This is a genomic window from Mumia flava (assembly GCF_002797495.1).
Lineage (GTDB): Bacteria > Actinomycetota > Actinomycetes > Propionibacteriales > Nocardioidaceae > Mumia > Mumia flava.
Genome location: NZ_PGEZ01000002.1, coordinates 216,622 through 232,992 on the forward strand (window position 1 = coordinate 216,622; position 16,371 = coordinate 232,992).

19 protein-coding genes are annotated in these 16,371 nt (G+C 71.4%); 8 read left to right on the forward strand and 11 right to left on the reverse strand.

Features of this window, described 5'->3' with window-relative positions; translation table 11 throughout:
* Genes CLV56_RS15220 through CLV56_RS15230 form a run of 3 tightly spaced genes read left to right on the forward strand, consistent with a single transcriptional unit; the run spans position 1 to position 3,100 of the window.
* Positions 1–1,239, forward strand: a complete 1,239-nt coding sequence (locus CLV56_RS15220; protein WP_100415226.1) for a putative T7SS-secreted protein — start codon at positions 1–3, stop codon at positions 1,237–1,239.
* The gene (locus CLV56_RS15225) at positions 1,236–1,907 is read left to right on the forward strand and encodes a hypothetical protein (protein ID WP_039361620.1); all 672 of its coding nucleotides are present in this window, start codon (positions 1,236–1,238) and stop codon (positions 1,905–1,907) included. Before CLV56_RS15220 ends, CLV56_RS15225 begins: the two co-directional genes overlap by 4 nt.
* Entirely contained in the window at positions 1,904–3,100 is a 1,197-nt protein-coding gene (locus CLV56_RS15230) for a hypothetical protein (RefSeq protein WP_039361623.1), read from the forward strand. The genes CLV56_RS15225 and CLV56_RS15230 overlap by 4 nt, the downstream gene beginning before the upstream one ends.
* Here the strand turns inward: CLV56_RS15230 and CLV56_RS15235 are convergent.
* The 10 genes from CLV56_RS15235 to CLV56_RS15280 all read right to left on the reverse strand — a co-directional run bounded on the left by CLV56_RS15235 (position 3,075) and on the right by CLV56_RS15280 (position 10,864).
* On the reverse strand, positions 3,075–3,536 hold the full coding sequence (locus CLV56_RS15235; protein WP_211288162.1) for an acVLRF1 family peptidyl-tRNA hydrolase: 462 nt from the start codon (positions 3,534–3,536) through the stop codon (positions 3,075–3,077). The genes CLV56_RS15230 and CLV56_RS15235 overlap by 26 nt on opposite strands.
* A 256-nt stretch (positions 3,537–3,792) precedes the next feature.
* On the reverse strand, positions 3,793–4,188 hold the full coding sequence (locus tag CLV56_RS15240; RefSeq protein WP_039361625.1) for a metal-sulfur cluster assembly factor: 396 nt from the start codon (positions 4,186–4,188) through the stop codon (positions 3,793–3,795).
* Positions 4,185–4,640 (reverse strand): Fe-S cluster assembly sulfur transfer protein SufU, encoded by a 456-nt coding sequence (gene sufU, locus CLV56_RS15245; RefSeq protein WP_039361628.1) that lies wholly within the window; start codon positions 4,638–4,640, stop codon positions 4,185–4,187. Before sufU ends, CLV56_RS15240 begins: the two co-directional genes overlap by 4 nt.
* Before the next feature lie 2 nt (positions 4,641–4,642).
* The gene (locus tag CLV56_RS15250) at positions 4,643–5,902 is read right to left on the reverse strand and encodes a cysteine desulfurase (RefSeq protein WP_039361629.1); all 1,260 of its coding nucleotides are present in this window, start codon (positions 5,900–5,902) and stop codon (positions 4,643–4,645) included.
* Positions 5,902–6,660 carry a Fe-S cluster assembly ATPase SufC gene (gene sufC / locus CLV56_RS15255; RefSeq protein ID WP_039361631.1) on the reverse strand — a complete coding sequence of 253 codons (759 nt, stop codon included), beginning with the start codon at positions 6,658–6,660 and terminating at the stop codon, positions 5,902–5,904. Before sufC ends, CLV56_RS15250 begins: the two co-directional genes overlap by 1 nt.
* Before the next feature lie 80 nt (positions 6,661–6,740).
* Positions 6,741–7,067, reverse strand: a complete 327-nt coding sequence (locus CLV56_RS15260; RefSeq protein ID WP_039361706.1) for a non-heme iron oxygenase ferredoxin subunit — start codon at positions 7,065–7,067, stop codon at positions 6,741–6,743.
* Between the two features lie 5 nt (positions 7,068–7,072).
* Positions 7,073–8,272, reverse strand: coding sequence for a Fe-S cluster assembly protein SufD (gene sufD / locus CLV56_RS15265; protein ID WP_039361633.1), 1,200 nt, complete (start codon positions 8,270–8,272; stop codon positions 7,073–7,075).
* Complete coding sequence (gene sufB / locus CLV56_RS15270) at positions 8,269–9,723, reverse strand: Fe-S cluster assembly protein SufB (RefSeq protein ID WP_100415227.1); 1,455 nt, start codon at positions 9,721–9,723, stop codon at positions 8,269–8,271. The genes sufD and sufB overlap by 4 nt, the downstream gene beginning before the upstream one ends.
* The gene (locus CLV56_RS15275) at positions 9,723–10,346 is read right to left on the reverse strand and encodes a helix-turn-helix transcriptional regulator (RefSeq protein ID WP_100415494.1); all 624 of its coding nucleotides are present in this window, start codon (positions 10,344–10,346) and stop codon (positions 9,723–9,725) included. Before CLV56_RS15275 ends, sufB begins: the two co-directional genes overlap by 1 nt.
* 137 nt (positions 10,347–10,483) lie before the next feature.
* Entirely contained in the window at positions 10,484–10,864 is a 381-nt protein-coding gene (locus tag CLV56_RS15280; RefSeq protein ID WP_157805185.1) for a nuclear transport factor 2 family protein, read from the reverse strand.
* A gap of 86 nt (positions 10,865–10,950) precedes the next feature.
* On the opposite strand from CLV56_RS15280, the gene CLV56_RS15285 reads away from it, so the two are divergent.
* The 5 genes from CLV56_RS15285 to CLV56_RS15305 all read left to right on the forward strand — a co-directional run bounded on the left by CLV56_RS15285 (position 10,951) and on the right by CLV56_RS15305 (position 15,208).
* Complete coding sequence (locus tag CLV56_RS15285) at positions 10,951–12,039, forward strand: DNA polymerase domain-containing protein (protein WP_039361637.1); 1,089 nt, start codon at positions 10,951–10,953, stop codon at positions 12,037–12,039.
* A 30-nt stretch (positions 12,040–12,069) separates the two neighbouring features.
* Positions 12,070–13,110, forward strand: a complete 1,041-nt coding sequence (locus CLV56_RS15290; RefSeq protein ID WP_039361639.1) for a DNA polymerase IV — start codon at positions 12,070–12,072, stop codon at positions 13,108–13,110.
* A gap of 75 nt (positions 13,111–13,185) precedes the next feature.
* The gene (locus tag CLV56_RS15295) at positions 13,186–13,572 is read left to right on the forward strand and encodes a GntR family transcriptional regulator (RefSeq protein ID WP_039361641.1); all 387 of its coding nucleotides are present in this window, start codon (positions 13,186–13,188) and stop codon (positions 13,570–13,572) included.
* Complete coding sequence (locus tag CLV56_RS15300) at positions 13,569–14,450, forward strand: ATP-binding cassette domain-containing protein (protein WP_039361642.1); 882 nt, start codon at positions 13,569–13,571, stop codon at positions 14,448–14,450. The genes CLV56_RS15295 and CLV56_RS15300 overlap by 4 nt, the downstream gene beginning before the upstream one ends.
* Positions 14,447–15,208, forward strand: a complete 762-nt coding sequence (locus tag CLV56_RS15305; RefSeq protein WP_039361644.1) for a hypothetical protein — start codon at positions 14,447–14,449, stop codon at positions 15,206–15,208. The genes CLV56_RS15300 and CLV56_RS15305 overlap by 4 nt, the downstream gene beginning before the upstream one ends.
* A 21-nt stretch (positions 15,209–15,229) precedes the next feature.
* On the opposite strand, the gene CLV56_RS15310 is transcribed toward CLV56_RS15305, so the two are convergent.
* Entirely contained in the window at positions 15,230–16,312 is a 1,083-nt protein-coding gene (locus CLV56_RS15310) for an ATP-dependent DNA ligase (protein ID WP_039361646.1), read from the reverse strand.
* Positions 16,313–16,371 lie beyond the last annotated feature (59 nt).

Sequence of the window (16,371 nt, forward strand, 5' to 3'; positions counted from 1 at the left end):
GTGGCCCCCACGAGCGCAGCGGACTATCCGACCCTGGGATTCGACCCGGCACCCGGCGACGTCGTCGCCGTCGACGGTCTCGTCCTCACCCTGAAGAACGTCTCCGGGGCCCTGGACGAGGTCGCGAACGTGCTCCACGGGTCGGCCGACGGCCGGTGGCGCGGGAAGGCCGCCGAAGCCTTCCGCGACCTGCTCGACGACGAGCTCCGACCGAAGGTCGACGACGCCCACCAGGCGTTCGGCGACGCGCACCGCCACCTCGGCTCCTGGGCCACGAGCCTCGAGAGCTACCAGAGGCGTGCGGAGCGGCTGGAGAGCGACGCGGCCGCCGCACAGCAGCGTGCCGACGCGGCGCAGGCGACCCTCGACGGGCTCCCGGCGGCCCCCACGCCCGGCGCTGCGCCTCCCGACGACCCCGAGGAGGCCCGCCGGCAGCGCGAGCAGCAGACCCGGAGGACCGGAGCCCGGACCGACCTCGGCAACGCCGACGCCGACGTCGCGAGCGCCCGCGAACGCGCCCGGACGCTGCACGGGGAGTACGAGCAGCGCGGTCGCGACCTCGCCCGCCTCCTCGAGGGTGCGGTCGACATCGCTCCGTCCGAGCCCGGCTGGCTGGACAGGATCGGTGACGCGATCGGCGACTTCTTCGAGGCGATCGACGACTTCCTCGCCGACATCGGCGACGCGCTGATCGAGCTGCTCGCGGAGTTCGCCCCGCTGCTCGCCCTGATCGGCGACATCGCCGGGCTGCTGAGCACCGTGCTGGGCCTCCTGGCCCTCATCCCCGGTCTCCAGTTCCTCGCCGTGCCCGCACTGATCCTCGGCGGCGTGGCCCTGCTGAGCCACTACCTCGCGGCGGTCGGCGAGACCGGCAGCTTCCTGGAGGCGCTCAAGGACCCGGCCGTGATCATGGACGCGGTCGCCCTCGCGCTCGGGGGTGGCGCCTTCGCCCTCGGCGCGAAGCTCACCGGCGTCGCCCGGGCGTCGGGCAACACCCGGATGGTGCCGCAGCTGATCGGCGGCGCACGCGAGGTCCCGTACGGCTTCTTCAACATCGCCCGCGGCACCGTCACCTCGATGGAGATGCCCGAGCTCGTCGTCCGCACGATCAACCTGCACGTCAGCTGGGGCTCGTTCGGCGCCGTCGGCGCGGGCGCCCAGGGCAACGCGAACCTCCTGGGACGGCTGTTCAGCGGTGACGTCGGACCGATGCGCGACACCTCCCCGGTGGCGTCGTGACGGCACTGCGCGGCACCCTCGACCTGAGCGTCCCCGAGGACCTCTTCGACGTGATGGTCCCGGAGGATCCCGAGGAGGCCCGGGCCGTGTTCCGCGACCTGTTCTCGCGGATGTTCCCGCGCGCCGGTGCCCACGATCTCGGCGTGCTGACCGACGGGCTGCTCGCGTGGCGCCGGCGTCTGCGCGACTCTGGCGTCGTCCTGCACGGGATCGTGGCGCTGCCGGCGAGCGAGACCGGTGCGACCCCGGCCCACTGGCACTTCTTCGCCGGGGTGGTCGACGTGCCCGAGGCCGGGGAGCTCGACGCCGGGGTGGTGGCGGCGCGCTACCTCGGGGACCAGCTCGAGCCCGACCGTGCCTACACGGAGGCCTACGAGACCGACATGGGCTGGGGTGTCGGTGTGATCACCGAGGTGCCGCTCCAGCCCGGGGACCTCCCGCCCGACCTGCGTGCGGCCGCCGGCGCCGGCGAGCCGACCGCGTTGCCACCGGTCCTCGGTCTCGCTGCGGCGATCGCGGCGGCTCCCGACAGTCGGCACGGCCTCCTGGTCGTCGGGCTCTGCCTCGACGTCGAGCGCACGCTCGAGATGGCCGCCGTCGTCGCGAGCGTCGCCGGGACGTCTGTGGTCCACGTCGAGGAGTCGGGCGCGGTCGACGGGACGCCATGAGCGGCCCGATCACGCTTCCGGACGGACAGCCCCTTCCTTCCACGCGCGCCGAGCTGCTCGAGGCCCGGCACGCCGCCCTCGCGGGACTGAGCCCGCGGGTCGCGTCGGTCCGTGCCGGGCTCGCCCAGCTCGGGTGGTCCCTGCTCGGCGCCGCGGCCGCCGGCCTACTCGCTGCGGGTCTCGGGGACGGCGCCAGCGCCTGGGTACGGATCCTGCTGGTCGGTGCGGCGGTCGCCCTCGGTGCGATCGCGTCCGGCGGCCTCGTCACCGTCCTGCGCGGTCGGGCGCAGGACCGTCGGGCGGCCCGCGCCTGGAGCGTGGCCGACCGCACCGAGCCCGCTCGTGCCCTCGCACCCGGCCCGATCGACACCGAGCTGAGGACGCCGTACGACGCTCGCGACGACCCCGACCTCGACCGCGTCGCGTCCGGCGCCGCGACGGCGGCCCACGCCGGCCTGTACCGCTTCTCGGTCCTCGAGCTCACCCTGCTCGTCCCCGCCGGTCTGGTGCTGGGCCTCGTGGCAGCCCTCGCAGCGCTGTCCGGGGTGGACTCCCCCGCCACGAGCGCGGCGGCTGCGGCGGCTGCCGCGTTCCTGCTCGTGCCGGCGGCCGTCACCGGTGTGCTCCTCACCCGTGAGGCCGGCATGCGTCAGCGCCTCGCGACCCTCGTCTCCCTGGAGAACCAGGTGCTGCGAGCGCGTCGCGCCGTGATCACCGCTGCGGAGCCCCCGTCACCGGTGCGTCCCGTTCTGCCCGGGGCGTTCGTGGTGGTCGTGGTCGTCCTGGGACTCGCCGTGCTCGCGATCCGCATCGCGAGCTCGAGCCCTCCGGCACTCGTCGTCACGCTGGCGGTCCTCGCCGCGCTGGGGCTGCTGGCCGCCGTGCGGCTCGTGCGTGCGCGCCGGTTGCACCTCGTCCCGCTGCTCAGCGGCGACGGGCGCACGATTCCGCCGGCCCGAGGCCCGGCCGTGTCGGTCGCGCAGGACGGCGGCCCCGTGATCGTGCGCACGCGCGACGGACGCGTGCTCCTGGAGCTCCCCCCTGGTGCGGCCACCGACGCGGTCGTCCTCGGCCGCACCCGCGGACCGTTCGTGGGCGTCGTGGCGCTCGGCACCGTGGACGAGCCGGTGGTGCTCGCCGGCTCCGGTGTGGAGCGCCACCCCGTCCTCAGCGCGCTCGTGCAGCCTCGTTGAGGACGACCGCGTACGAGCGCACGTCGCGCACCGCACGCTCGAGACTCGCGAGCCGCGGCTCCTTCACCTCCAGCCACCGAAGTCCGGGATCGAGCGTGCGGTCCGCCGCCGTGAGCACCTGAGCCACCAGGGCACGGTCTCCCCCGCCGGCGATGCGCAGATCACCCGGCACCAGCCGTACGACGTGGTCCGCGGCCGACCCGGCCAGCGCGTCCGCCTGGTTCGCTCGGCGCCGGGCGTAGCGCTGCTGGCTCCACCCGCCGGCCTTCGTCCGGCCCTGCACGTAGCGCGTCCCGGTCTTGTGGGCGACGAGCCGCCCGTCCTCGACCCGACCGACCGCGTACCCGCCGCGGCGGACCAGGACGATCCCGAAGTCCTCGAGGGGCGGCTCGTCCTCGTACGTCGCGATCGCGCCGTCCGGGGACGTCCACGTCACCCGTGTCCCCGACCGCGTCACGATCGCCTGTCCGTGACGCGCCGAAAAGCGCTCGGTCCACCCGTGCAGCCGGTCGTACGGGACGAGGACGGCGGTCTCGACAGGCTCGCCCGGCGATACGGGCGAGTCGACCGACGGGTCTCGATCGCTCGCTCCGCTCGCGCCTCGACCACCGGTGGCGCCGCCTCGACCGCCGGTGGCTGCGCCTCGACCTCCGGCGGAAGCAGCAGGAGGCTCCGCGACCATCGGGATGGGATCAGACGTTGAAGCCGAGGGCGCGCAGCATCTCGCGGCCGTCCTCGGTGATCTTGTCCGGGCCCCACGGCGGCATCCAGACCCAGTTGATCCGGAACTCGTTCACGATGCCCTCGAGGGCGCTGCGGGTCTGGTCCTCGATCACGTCGGTCAGCGGGCACGCCGCCGACGTCAGGGTCATGTCGATGGTGGCGTTGTTCGAGCCCTCCATCTCGACGCCGTAGACGAGGCCGAGGTCGACGACGTTGATCCCCAGCTCGGGGTCGACGACGTCCTTCATCGCCTCGGTGACGTCCTCGGCGGTCGTGGTGCTTGTCCCGGCCGGTGACAGGTCGACCTCCGGGAGGTCGCTCGCAGCCTCGGTCGCCGGCGACTGGTCGGTGTGGGTCTCGCTCATCGTTCCTCCTCGCTCGTCGACCCGGCCGCCTGCGCGGTCGCGTCCTTGAATGCCATCCACCCCAGCAGCGCGCACTTCACGCGCGCGGGGAACTGTGCGACGCCGGCGAACGCGATGCCGTCCTCGAGCGTCTCCTCGTCGGGCTCGACCTTGCCACGACCCTGCATCAGGGTCTGGAACTCCTCGAGCAGCACCATCGCCTCGGTGACCGGCTTGCCGGACACGAGGTCGTACATCACCGAGGTCGCCGCCTGGCTGATCGAGCAGCCCTCGGCGTCGTACGAGACGTCGGCGACCCTGCCGCCCTCGAGGTGCACCCGCAGGGTCACCTCGTCGCCGCAGGTCGGGTTCACGTGGTGGACCTCGGCCTCGTACGGCTCGCGCAGGCCGGCGCCGTGCGGCTTCTTGTAGTGGTCGAGGATGATCTCCTGGTACAGCGTGTCCACGTCCATCGTCACATCACCTTGAAGTACTTCTGCGTGTGGACGATTCCCTCGGCGAGCGCGTCGATCTCCTCCAGCGTCGTGTAGAGGTAGAACGACGCCCGCGTGGTGGACTGCACGCCGAAGCGCCGGTGGGCGGGCTTCGCGCAGTGGTGCCCCGCGCGGATCGCGATCCCCTGGGAGTCCAGGATCTGCGCCACGTCGTGCGGGTGGACCCCGTCCAGGGTGAAGCTGATCGCTCCCCCGCGCTCGACGGGCTCGCTCGGACCGACGATCGTCACGCCGTCGATCGACTGCAGCCGCTTCAGGGCGTACGCGGTGATCTCCCGCTCGTGCGCGGCGATGGCGTCCATCCCGATCGCGGACAGGTAGTCGACCGCCGCGCCCAGACCCACGGCCTGCGCGATCGGCGGTGTCCCGGCCTCGAACTTCGCCGGTGGCGGGGCGTACGTCGAGCGCTCCATCGTGACGGTCTCGATCATCTCGCCGCCGCCGAGGAACGGCGGCAGGGCCTCGAGGACCGTACGGCGGCCCCAGAGCACGCCGATGCCCGTCGGGCCGACCATCTTGTGGCCGGTGAAGGCCACGAGGTCCGCTCCGAGGGCGGTGAGGTCCACCGGCAGCTGCGGGACGGCCTGCGACGCGTCGACCATCACCAGCGCACCGACCGCGTGGGCCCGCGCGATGATCGTCTCCAGCGGCGTCACCGTGCCGAGCATGTTCGAGACCCAGGCGACGGAGACGATCTTCGTCCGCTCGTTGACCAGCGTGTCGAGGTCGTCCAGGTCGAGCCGGCCCTCGTCGGTCAGCCGGAACCACCGCAGCGTCGCGCCGGTGCGCTCGCAGAGGAGCTGCCACGGGACGATGTTCGAGTGGTGCTCCAGCTCGGAGATCACGATCTCGTCGCCGGGCCCGACCGCGAGGTCGCCGGTGGCGTTGCGCAGGGCGTTCGCGACCAGGTTGAGCGCCTCGGAGGCGTTGCGGGTGAACACGATCTCGTCGCGCGAGGGCGCGTTCACGAACGCCGCGACCTTGTCCCGCGCCCCCTCGAACGCCTCCGTCGCCTCGGCGCCCAGCTGGTGCATCGCGCGGGCGACGTTCGCGTTGTGCTGCAGGTAGTGCTCGGCCATCGCGTCGACCACCTGCTGCGGCTTCTGCGAGGTGTTCGCCGAGTCGAGATACACCAGCGGGCGGTCACCGGCCAGGCGACGGCGCAGGATCGGGAAGTCCTCCCGAACCCGCGCGACGTCGTAGAAGCCGGTGCCCGTCATCAGACCGCTGCCTTGGTGTACTTGTCGTAGCCGTTCGCCTCGAGCTCCTCGGCCAGGTCCGCGCCGCCCGACTCGGCGACCTTGCCGTTGACGAAGACGTGCACGAAGTCCGGCTTGATGTAGCGCAGGATCCGCGTGTAGTGCGTGATCAGCAGCACGCCGCGGTCGCCCTGGCCGGTGTAGCGGTTCACGCCGTCGGAGACGATCCGCAGGGCGTCGATGTCGAGGCCCGAGTCGGTCTCGTCGAGGATCGCGAACTTCGGGTTCAGCAGCTCGAGCTGGGCGATCTCGTGGCGCTTCTTCTCTCCGCCCGAGAAGCCCTCGTTGACCGAGCGCTGCGAGAACGACTTGTCGAGGGTCATCCGCTCCATCGCGCCGTTGACGTCCTTGACCCACGTCCGCAGCGACGGCGCCTCGCCGTCGATCGCGGTCTTGGAGGCACGCAGGAAGTTCGCGACCGAGACGCCCGGGATCTCCACCGGGTACTGCATCGCGAGGAACAGGCCGGCGCGGGCGCGCTCGTCGACGGTCATGCCGAGCACGTCGATGCCGTCCAGCGTGACGGTGCCGGAGGTGATCTCGTACTTCGGGTGGCCCGCGACCGAGTAGGCCAGCGTGGACTTGCCCGAGCCGTTCGGGCCCATGATGGCGTGGGTCTCACCGGAGGTGACGGTCAGGTCGACGCCCTTGAGGATCTCCTTGGGGCCGTCCTCGGTGTCGACCGAGACGTGCAGGTCGCGGATCTCGAGAGTGGACATGTGTGGTGACTCCGTACGTGGTTCGAGTAGATCAGAGTTCGGGTGGTCGGAGCCGCGGTCGCGCGCGGCTCCGCGGAGGATCAGATGCTGGGGCTGGACACGTCGACGAGGACGCCTCCGTCCTCGGTGACCTTGGCGGGGTAGACGGGGACGGGCTCGGTCGCCGGGAGGTTCAGGACCTCCCCGGTCCGGGCGTCGAAGCGCGAGCCGTGCAGCCAGCACTCGAGGGTGCAGTCCTCGACGTCGCCCTCGGACAGCGGGACCGCGGCGTGCGAGCACTCGTCGCGCACCGCGAAGACCTCCTCGCCGCAGCGGGTCAGGGCGATCTCCACGCCCTCGACCTCCACGGCGACCACGCCGCCGTCGGGGACGTCGGCGAGGTCGGTCGCGTAGCTGAACCCGTCCATCGCGCTCACCGCTGCTCGGCGGCCACGGACTCGGCGACGCCGACGTGCTTGGCGAGCTCGCGCTCGACCGTCTCCAGCAGGCGGTCCTGGATCTCGGACACGCCGATCCGCCGGATGATGTCGTTGAAGAAGCCGTGCACGACGAGACGACGCGCCTCGACCTCCGGGATGCCCCGGCTCTGCAGGTAGAACAGGTGCATGTCGTCGAAGCGGCCGGTCGTCGACGCGTGGCCCGCGCCCTCGATCTCACCGGTCTCGATCTCGAGGTTCGGGACCGAGTCGGCGCGAGCGCCGTCCGTGAGCACGAGGTTGTCGTTGCTCTCGTACGTCTCGATCCCGACGCCCTCCTTGCGGATCAGCACGTCGCCGATCCACACGGTGTGCGCGGACTCGCCCTGCAGCGCGCCCTTGTAGTCGACCTTGCTGCGCCCCTTGGGGTTGTTGTGGTCGACGAAGAGGCGGTGCTCGAGGTGCTGGCCCGCGTCGGCGAAGTAGAGGCCGAGCATGTCGACCTCGCCGCCGGTGCCGGCGTACTCGACCGAGGAGTTGATCCGCACCAGGTCGCCACCGAAGGTGACGACGACGTGCTTGAGGTGCGCGTCGCGGCCGACCAGCGCGTGGTGGTGCGCGACGTGGACGGCGTCGTCGTCCCAGTCCTGCACGGCGACGACGGTGAGCTGCGCTCCGTCACCGAGGACGATCTCGACGTTCTCCGCCCAGGTGGCGGAGCCGACGTAGTCGACGACCACGGTGGCCTGCGAGAACGGCTCTGCCTCGATCACCAGGTGACCGGCGCCCGCAGACTCGGTGCCGGTGCCGTGCAGCGTGATCGTGGTCGGCGTCGACGCGACGACCTCCGCCGGCACGACGACCTTGAGGACCTGGTCAGCCGCTGCCCAGGCACGAGCCGAGACGCGGTCGACCGGCACGTAGTGCGACGAGCCGCGCGACGGGTCGTTGGTCCCGACGGTCTCCGTACGCACCTCCGGCGCCGCGTCGACCTCGACCTTGTGGTCGCGGTTGTCGAGCACGGCGTCGCTGTGCAGGCCCCGCATCCGCTTCAGCGGGGTGAAGCGCCAGATCTCCTCCAGGCCCTTCGGCACCGCGTGGTCGGCCGGGTCGAACGACCCCTCCGGGTGCAGGTGGCTGACGACGCGGGTCTCGATCGCGTCGGCGACGGTGGGTTCAGTGGTGGTCGCAGTCACCCGACGGCACCTTCCATTTGCAGTTCGATCAGACGGTTGAGCTCCAGCGCGTACTCCATCGGGAGCTCGCGGGCGATCGGCTCGACGAAGCCGCGGACGATCATCGCCATCGCCTCGTCCTCCTCCAGCCCACGGCTCATCAGGTAGAAGAGCTGGTCGTCGCTGACCTTCGAGACGGTCGCCTCGTGGCCGAGCGAGACGTCGTCCTCGCGGACGTCGACGTACGGGTAGGTGTCGGAGCGGCTGATGTCGTCGACCAGCAGCGCGTCGCACTTGACCGTGCTGGCCGAGTGCTCCGCACCCTCGGTGACCTGGAGCAAGCCCCGGTAGGACGTACGGCCGCCGCCGCGCGCCACGGACTTGGAGATGATCGAGCTGGACGTGTGCGGGGCCGCGTGGACCATCTTCGCGCCCGAGTCCTGGTGCTGGCCCTCGCCCGCGAACGCGAGCGACAGCGTCTCCCCGCGGGCGTGCTCGCCCATCAGGTAGATCGCCGGGTACTTCATCGTCACCTTCGAGCCGATGTTGCCGTCGACCCACTCCATCGTCGCGCCCTCCTCGCAGACGGCGCGCTTGGTGACGAGGTTGTAGACGTTGTTCGACCAGTTCTGGATGGTCGTGTAGCGGCAGCGGCCGCCCTTCTTGACGACGATCTCGACGACCGCGGAGTGCAGCGAGTCGGTCTTGTAGATCGGCGCGGTGCAGCCCTCGACGTAGTGGACGTACGCGTCCTCGTCGACGATGATCAGCGTCCGCTCGAACTGGCCCATGTTCTCGGTGTTGATCCGGAAGTAGGCCTGCAGCGGGATGTCGACGTGCACACCCGGCGGGACGTAGATGAACGAGCCGCCCGACCACACCGCGGTGTTGAGCGCCGAGAACTTGTTGTCGCCGACCGGGATCACGGTCGCGAAGTACTCCTCGAAGAGCTCCGGGTGCTCCTTGAGCGCCGTGTCGGTGTCGAGGAAGATCACGCCCTGCTCCTCCAGGTCCTCACGGATCTGGTGGTAGACGACCTCCGACTCGTACTGGGCGGCGACACCCGCGACGAGGCGCTGCTTCTCCGCCTCGGGGATGCCGAGCTTGTCGTAGGTGTTCTTGATGTCCTCCGGCAGGTCCTCCCAGCTCTGGGCCTGCTTCTCGGTGGAGCGGACGAAGTACTTGATGTTGTCGAAGTCGATGTCGCCGAGCTCGGCGCCCCAGGTGGGCATCGGCTTGCGGTCGAAGAGCTTCAGGCCCTTCATCCGCTTGTCGAGCATCCACGGGGGCTCGTTCTTCTTGCCCGAGATGTCCGCGACGACCGCGTCGTTCAGGCCGCGCTTCGCGCTGGCGCCCGCGACGTCGGGGTCGGCCCAGCCGAAGTCGTAGCGGCCGAGACCCTCGAGCTCGGGGTTGGCCTGCTCGATGGCGTTCGGCGCGTTGCCCACGCCGGTGTCCGGGGTGGTGGTCATCAAGAGGTCCTCTCGTCGTTGGTGACCGAAGCCTGGGTGTCGGGGACGTACGTCGTGCAGATGCCGTCGCCGTGGGCGATCGTGGCGAGACGCTGCACGTGATGTCCCAACATCCGGGCGAACGCTTCTGTTTCCGCTTCGCACAGCTCGGGGAACTCGGCGGCGACGTGCGCCACCGGGCAGTGGTGCTGGCAGAGCTGCTCGCCGCCCGGCGCCTGACGCACGCTCGCGGCGAACCCGTCCTCGCTCAGCGCGTCCGCCAGCACCTGCGGGCGCTCCTCGGCGCCGGTGCGCTCCAGCAGCGGCAGGTAGCGCCGCTCCAGGTCGCGGCTGCGCTGCCGCGCGAAGGCGGCGACCGCGTCGTCGCCGACCGTCTTCGCCAGGAAGCGCAGGGCGCTGACCGCGAGGTCGTCGTAGTCCTGCTCGAACGCCTCACGTCCGGCGTCGGTGATCCCGAACACCTTCGCGGGACGTCCGCGCCCACGCCGTGACGGGATCCGGCGGGGCTCCTGCTCCTCGACCAGGCCCTCGTCGTCGAGGTTGTCGAGGTGGCGGCGGACCGCGGCCGGCGTCAGGTCGAGACGCTGCGCCAGCTGGGCGGCGGTCGACGGGCCCTCCTCCATGATGCTGCGCACCACGCGCTGACGAGTCGACGACTCGTCAGAGGAGACCCGAGCTGTTTTCACAACATCAGTGTGCCGTTATTAGTGCGGCCCGTTCAACGAAGGCCAGCCTTACCCGATCCCCGGTGTGGCGGGGATCACTCGGTGGCCGTCGACGGCACGACCATGCGCAGGTGGACCTCGCCGACCAGCTCGTCGTCCCACACGACCACCATCGAGCCGCGGCTGCCGGAGCTCCAGGTGAAGGTCACGCGGGCTCGGTCCGCGGCGAGCTCCTCGACGTCGTCGATCAGCATCGCGTCCGTCGGAGGCTGCGCGGTGTACGCGGCGGCGATCTGCTCCCGTCCGCCGAACGGGCCGTACGGGTTGTTCTCGATGTCCATCGCGGCGTCCTCGGCGAAGGTCGCGACGAACGGACCGAAGTCCCCGGACTGCACGCACGCGTTGAACAGGTCGCAGTGACGTTCGACCTTCTCGCGGAGGCTGGGCCCCTCCGCCGGTCCAGGTTGAGGAGTCATCGCTCCAGGCTAGCGAGCCGATGAGTCGTGGCCGCGGCGGCGGTCGTAGGACCACAGGTGTCCCCGACTCCCTCTAGGTTGATCCCATGGCGAGCGACGCGGTCGAGATCGAGGTCGGCGAGCAGGCGGTGCGGGTCAGCAGCCCGGGTCGCGTGATCTACGAGGAGACTCCGTGGTCCGCCGAGGTGACCAAGCTCGACGTCGTCCGCTACTACGTGGCCGTGGGCGACGGCATCCTGCGCGCCCTGCACCGCCGACCGACGACCCTCGAGCGCTGGCCGAAGGGAGTGCGGGAGGGGATGGTGCTGTCGACGCGCCTGGACAACCGCGGCGACGCCTTCTACCAGAAGCGCGTGCCCAAGGGCGCCCCGCCGTACGTCGAGACGGCGAGGATCCGCTTCCCGTCGGGCCGCTTCGCCGACGAGGTCTGCCCGCACGACCTGGCCACCATCGCCTGGGCCGCGCAGATGGGCACGCTGACGTTCCATCCGTGGCCGGTCCGCGCCGACGACGTCGACCACCCCGACGAGCTGCGGATCGACCTCGATCCCCAGCCGGGGACCGACTTCTCCGACGCCGTCCGGGTCGCCGGCGTGGCCCGCACGCTGCTGGCGGAGCTCGGCATGACGGGCTTCCCGAAGACCAGCGGCAACCGCGGCGTCCACATCTACGTCCGGATCGAGCCGCGGTGGTCGTTCACCGACGTCCGGCACGCCGCGATCGCGTTCGGTCGCGAGCTGGGCCGGCGCACGCACGGCGTGACGACGAGCTGGTGGAAGGAGGAGCGCGGCGAGGCGATCTTCGTCGACTACAACCAGAACAGCCGTGACCGCACCATCGCCAGCGCGTACAGCCTCCGCCCCAAGCCGGGAGCTCCGGTTTCCACGCCGCTGACCTGGGACGAGCTCGCCGAGGTGACCGATCCGACGGTGTTCAACCTCCACACCGTGCCGGCACGGATCGCCGAGCACGGCGACCCGCACGCCACGATCGACGGCACGGGCTCGTCGCTGGAGCCCCTGCTCGCGCTGTACGCCGCGGACGAGGAGTCCGGGCTCGGCGAGATGCCGTACCCCCCGGACTACCCCAAGATGCCGGGCGAGCCGCCGCGGGTGCAGCCGAGCAAGAAGGTCGCCGAGCACTGGGACGACGCCGGCAACCGGGTCGAGCCGTGAGCAGCGGCGCAGGAGCCGGGTGCTGAGCCGATGTGGGTGCTGCACGTCGACCTCGACGAGTTCCTCGCAGCCGTCGAGGTGCTACGGCACCCCGAGCTGGCAGGGCGTCCGGTGGTGGTCGGCGGGCGCGGTGACCCGACCGAGCGCGCGGTGGTCTCGACGGCGTCGTACAAGGCCCGTGAGTACGGGATCCGGTCCGGGATGCCCCTGCGGACGGCCGTGAAGCGGTGTCCCGAGGCGGTGTTCCTGCCGGTCGACAAGCCGACGTACGAGGCGGCCTCGGAGGAGGTCATGGAGGTCCTCCGCTCGTTCGACGAGGCGGTCGAGGTGCTCGGGTGGGACGAGGCGTTCGTCGCCGCGGACCGTCATGACCCGCACGACCTCGCTGCGTCGGTACGGTCGCGGGTGCTGGAGCGCACACGCCTGCACTGCTCGGTCGGGATCGGCGACAACAAGATCCGCGCGAAGAACGCCACGGACCACGGCAAGCCCCGCGGCACGTTCACGCTCACCCGGGACAACTGGTGGGCCGTGATGGGCGACCGGCCGGTGGACGCGGTGTGGGGCGTCGGGCGCCGGATCGCCGCCCGCCTCGCGCCGCTCGGCATCGTGACGGTGCGTGACCTCGGCGAGGCCGACGAGACTGCGCTCGTCGCCGAGCTCGGACCGACGATGGGACCCTGGTACCGCCGGCTGGCCCGCGGCGTCGACGCGTCGCCGGTGGACCCCACCCCCTGGGTGCCGCGGTCGCACGGCCACGAGGAGACCTTCCAGACCGACCTGGACGACCCGGGCGAGATCGAGGCGCAGGTCCGGCGCCTCGCCGCCCTGGCGGCGGCGGACGTGGTCGCCGACGGACGGCCGGCGGTCCGGGTGCGCCTGAAGATCCGGTACGTGCCGTTCGACACGCGTACGCGCAGCCACAAGCTGCCCGCACCCACGAGCGACGCGTCCACGATCGCCGACGCCGCGGTGGCGCTGCTGGCGCGGACCGACCGGACCCGCGCGGTGCGACTGCTCGGCGTGACCGCGGAGATGGGTCCCCCGGAGCCATCCGCCGGTCGAGCCTGACGGGACCACGCTTGCGTCAAGGATGGTTCTGTGGTTCATTAGTCGAGTGATGAACCACAGAAGGAAGGCGATCGGATGTTCGACGGCCCCGAACCGATCTATCTCCAGATCGCCGATCAGATCCGCTCCCAGATCCTCAGCGGTGACCTCGCCGAGGGGAGCCAGGTGATGTCGACCACGCAGTACGCCACGACGTTCCGGATCAACCCGGCGACCGCCGCCAAGGCGTTCACGATCCTCGTCGACGAGGACCTGATCGAGAAGCGGCGCGGCCTCGGCATGTTCGTCGCAGCCGGCGCACACGACCGCCTGCGGGCCGAGCGCCGTGCCCGCTACCTCGACGAGGTCTTCCGCCCCGCCGTCGCCCAGGCGGACCTGCTGGGCCTGGATCGCAGCACGCTCTCCGACGTCCTGCGAGAGCAGCCGCTGCCCGCACCGACCCGTACGGAGGACTCCGCATGACCACCACCGGCTTCGACGCCGTCTTCAGCGACGTCCGGGTGACCTTCGGCCGGACCGACGCGCTCGACGGCGCGAGCTTCACCCTCCCGTCCGGCACGATCACCGGCATGCTCGGCCGCAACGGAGCCGGCAAGTCCACGGCGCTCGCGCTCCTGGCCGCCTTCCGCCGCCCCGATGCCGGCACCGTTCTGGTCCAGGGCCACGACCCCTTCGAGAACGCCGCCGTGACCGCGGGCGTCCAGCTGGTCCGCGAGTCCGGGGACGTGCTCGGGGACAGCCCCGTGAAGGAGACCCTGGGCTACTACTCGGACGCCCGGCCGGATTGGGACGGCGAGACCGCGCGCCGGCTGCTCGACCTCTTCGAGGTCCCGCTGGACCGCTCCCCCGACAGCCTGTCGCGCGGCAAGCGCTCGGCACTCGGATGCGTCCTCGGGATCGCGGCCCGCGCGCCGCTGACGATCTTCGACGAGTCCTACCTCGGGATGGACGCACCGAGCCGCTACGCGTTCTACGACGCGCTGCTCGACGACTACACCGCGCACCCGCGCACGATCGTGGTCTCCAGCCACCTGATCGACGAGGTCGAGCGCCTCTTCGAGAACGTCGTCGTGCTGCACCGCGGAGCCGTCCTCACCCAGACCGACGCGGACGACCTGCGCGCCCGCGCCGTCAGCCTCACCGGACCCGCCTCGGCCGTGCGACCGCTCACCGACGGCCACGCCGTCCTCGCCCAGCGCTCGCTCGGGACGACGACCCAGGTCACGCTCAACGGTCCGTTCGACCCCGACCTGCCGCGCAAGGCAGCGCAGGCCGGCGTCGAGGTCGGCCGCGTCTCGCTCCAGGACATCTTCGTCCACCTCACCCAGGAGGCCCGATGACCGCCACCACGCTCCCCTACGACGCCGCGGCCCTCGACCGGCGGACCACCCTGCTGTCCGGCGTGAGCGCCTTCGTCGGCACGTGGCGGGTCGGCCGCTACTTCTGGGCGATCGTCGTGGCGATCACGATCGCCGTGCTGTACCTCACCGATCGCTACGGCGAGGTCGAGGGCACGGTCGCCGACGGGATCCTCGGGTCGGAGAAGATCTTCCTCGGCGTGATGGGCATCATCATCCCCCTCGCCATGCTCTCCCTGCACCTGGCTGCGGGAGGCACCCGGCGGGCGCTGTTCCGCGGGCTGCTCGGCGCGGGGGTCGCGCTGGCGGTGACGTTCGCGATGGCCGGCGCGGCCGGCATGCTCGTCGAGTCCCTCGTCGCCGACGCCGCCGGGTGGCCCGGCTCCGTGCAGGACGCGAGGCTGTACGACGAGGCGGGCGACTTCTTCGCCATCGTGCTGTCCTGGAGCCTGTCGGGGCTCGCGTACTTCCTCGGCGGGGCGACCGTCGGCATCGCGTACAGCCGCTGGGGTCCGTTCCGAGGCACCGTCGTGCTCGTCCCGATGATCGCCGCGGTCGCCGCGGTCGAGGTGATGCTGGGGGGCGGAGCCCTCGGCCCCGTCTTCACCCAGATGGCCGACCAGACCGCCGGTGTCGTCGCGGTGGCGGTGTCCGTGGTGATCATCGCCGTCCTCGCCGTGGTGCTGCACCGCACCATCCGCGACGTCCCGATCAGGACCGGGGCGCCGGGCGACGGGTGATCCCGCGCCCGCGCGGCCGTCTCACCCCAGCACGTCGGCCAGGTCGTACGACGCGACCTCCTCGAGCTGCTCGTACGTGCACGACTGCGGGTCACGGTCCGTGCGCCACCGGCGGAACCGTGCGGTGTGGCGGAAGCGGGTCCCCTCCATGTGCTCGTAGGCCACCTCCGCGACGAGGATCGGATCGATCGGCACGAACGACAGGTCCTTCCCGGCGCTCCAGCGACTCTGAGCGCCGGGAAGGCGGTCCCCTGCGTGCGCCTCGGCCTCGGCCCAGCGGCCCCACGGGTGGTCGCTGAACTCCACACGCAGCCGGTCGAGCTCCGCCGCGAGCTCGACGCGCCGCGAGGCGGTGAACGAGGCGCTCACGCCGACGTGCTGCAACGACCCCCGGTCGTCGTACAGCCCCAGGAGCATCGAGCCCAGCGCCGGCTCCTCGGGTGTCGAGGTCTTGTGCAGCCGGTAGCCCGCGATCACGACGTCGGCCGTGCGCTCGTGCTTGACCTTGAACATCGTCCGGCCGTTCTGCGCGTACGGCGACGACAGCGGTTTTGCGACGACGCCGTCGAGACCCGCTCCCTCGAACTGCTCGAACCACTCCTGCGCCGTGGCGGCGTCGGTGGTCGTCCGCGTCAGGTGGACCGGGGCGCTCGCGTCCGCCAGAGCCGCTGCGAGCGCGTCCCGCCGCTGCGCGAACGGCGCCGCGGTCAGGTCCTCGTCCCCCAGTGCGAGCAGGTCGAACGCGACGTACGAGGCCGGGGTCCGCTCGGCGAGCAAGGAGATCCGGGACGCGGCCGGGTGGATGCGCTCCTGGAGCACCTCGAACTCGAGCCGCCCCCCGACGGCCACCACGATCTCGCCGTCCAGCACGCACCTCTCGGGCAGGTGCTCTCGGAACGCCGTGACGAGCTCGGGGAAGTAGCGCGTCAGGTCACGGGTGTTGCGGCTCGTCATCTCGACCGTGTCGCCGTCGCGGAAGACGATGCAGCGGAACCCGTCCCACTTCGGCTCGTACGACAGGCCGCCGTGAGCGTCGGCGGACGGAACCCCCTTCACCGACTTCGCGAGCATCGGACGGACGGGCGGCATCACGGGCAGGTCCATGGCGCGATTCTTCCCTCCCCCACCGACATCGGACCAGTCGCCGGGCCGGTCGGGCCCGC

What these genes read in the sequence shown, in the direction of transcription:
- CLV56_RS15285 (WP_039361637.1), top strand. Translation starts at nt 10,951, where the DNA reads ATGGCGAGCGACGCGGTCGAGATCGAGGTCGGCGAGCAGGCGGTGCGG.
- sufC (WP_039361631.1), bottom strand. Translation starts at nt 6,660, where the DNA reads ATGTCCACTCTCGAGATCCGCGACCTGCACGTCTCGGTCGACACCGAG.
- sufB (WP_100415227.1), bottom strand. Translation starts at nt 9,723, where the DNA reads ATGACCACCACCCCGGACACCGGCGTGGGCAACGCGCCGAACGCCATC.
- CLV56_RS15260 (WP_039361706.1), bottom strand. Translation starts at nt 7,067, where the DNA reads ATGGACGGGTTCAGCTACGCGACCGACCTCGCCGACGTCCCCGACGGC.
- CLV56_RS15305 (WP_039361644.1), top strand. Translation starts at nt 14,447, where the DNA reads ATGACCGCCACCACGCTCCCCTACGACGCCGCGGCCCTCGACCGGCGG.
- CLV56_RS15290 (WP_039361639.1), top strand. Translation starts at nt 12,070, where the DNA reads ATGTGGGTGCTGCACGTCGACCTCGACGAGTTCCTCGCAGCCGTCGAG.
- CLV56_RS15300 (WP_039361642.1), top strand. Translation starts at nt 13,569, where the DNA reads ATGACCACCACCGGCTTCGACGCCGTCTTCAGCGACGTCCGGGTGACC.
- CLV56_RS15230 (WP_039361623.1), top strand. Translation starts at nt 1,904, where the DNA reads ATGAGCGGCCCGATCACGCTTCCGGACGGACAGCCCCTTCCTTCCACG.
- sufU (WP_039361628.1), bottom strand. Translation starts at nt 4,640, where the DNA reads ATGGACGTGGACACGCTGTACCAGGAGATCATCCTCGACCACTACAAG.
- CLV56_RS15295 (WP_039361641.1), top strand. Translation starts at nt 13,186, where the DNA reads ATGTTCGACGGCCCCGAACCGATCTATCTCCAGATCGCCGATCAGATC.
- CLV56_RS15275 (WP_100415494.1), bottom strand. Translation starts at nt 10,346, where the DNA reads ATGGAGGAGGGCCCGTCGACCGCCGCCCAGCTGGCGCAGCGTCTCGAC.
- CLV56_RS15280 (WP_157805185.1), bottom strand. Translation starts at nt 10,864, where the DNA reads ATGACTCCTCAACCTGGACCGGCGGAGGGGCCCAGCCTCCGCGAGAAG.
- CLV56_RS15240 (WP_039361625.1), bottom strand. Translation starts at nt 4,188, where the DNA reads ATGAGCGAGACCCACACCGACCAGTCGCCGGCGACCGAGGCTGCGAGC.
- CLV56_RS15250 (WP_039361629.1), bottom strand. Translation starts at nt 5,902, where the DNA reads ATGACGGGCACCGGCTTCTACGACGTCGCGCGGGTTCGGGAGGACTTC.
- CLV56_RS15310 (WP_039361646.1), bottom strand. Translation starts at nt 16,312, where the DNA reads ATGGACCTGCCCGTGATGCCGCCCGTCCGTCCGATGCTCGCGAAGTCG.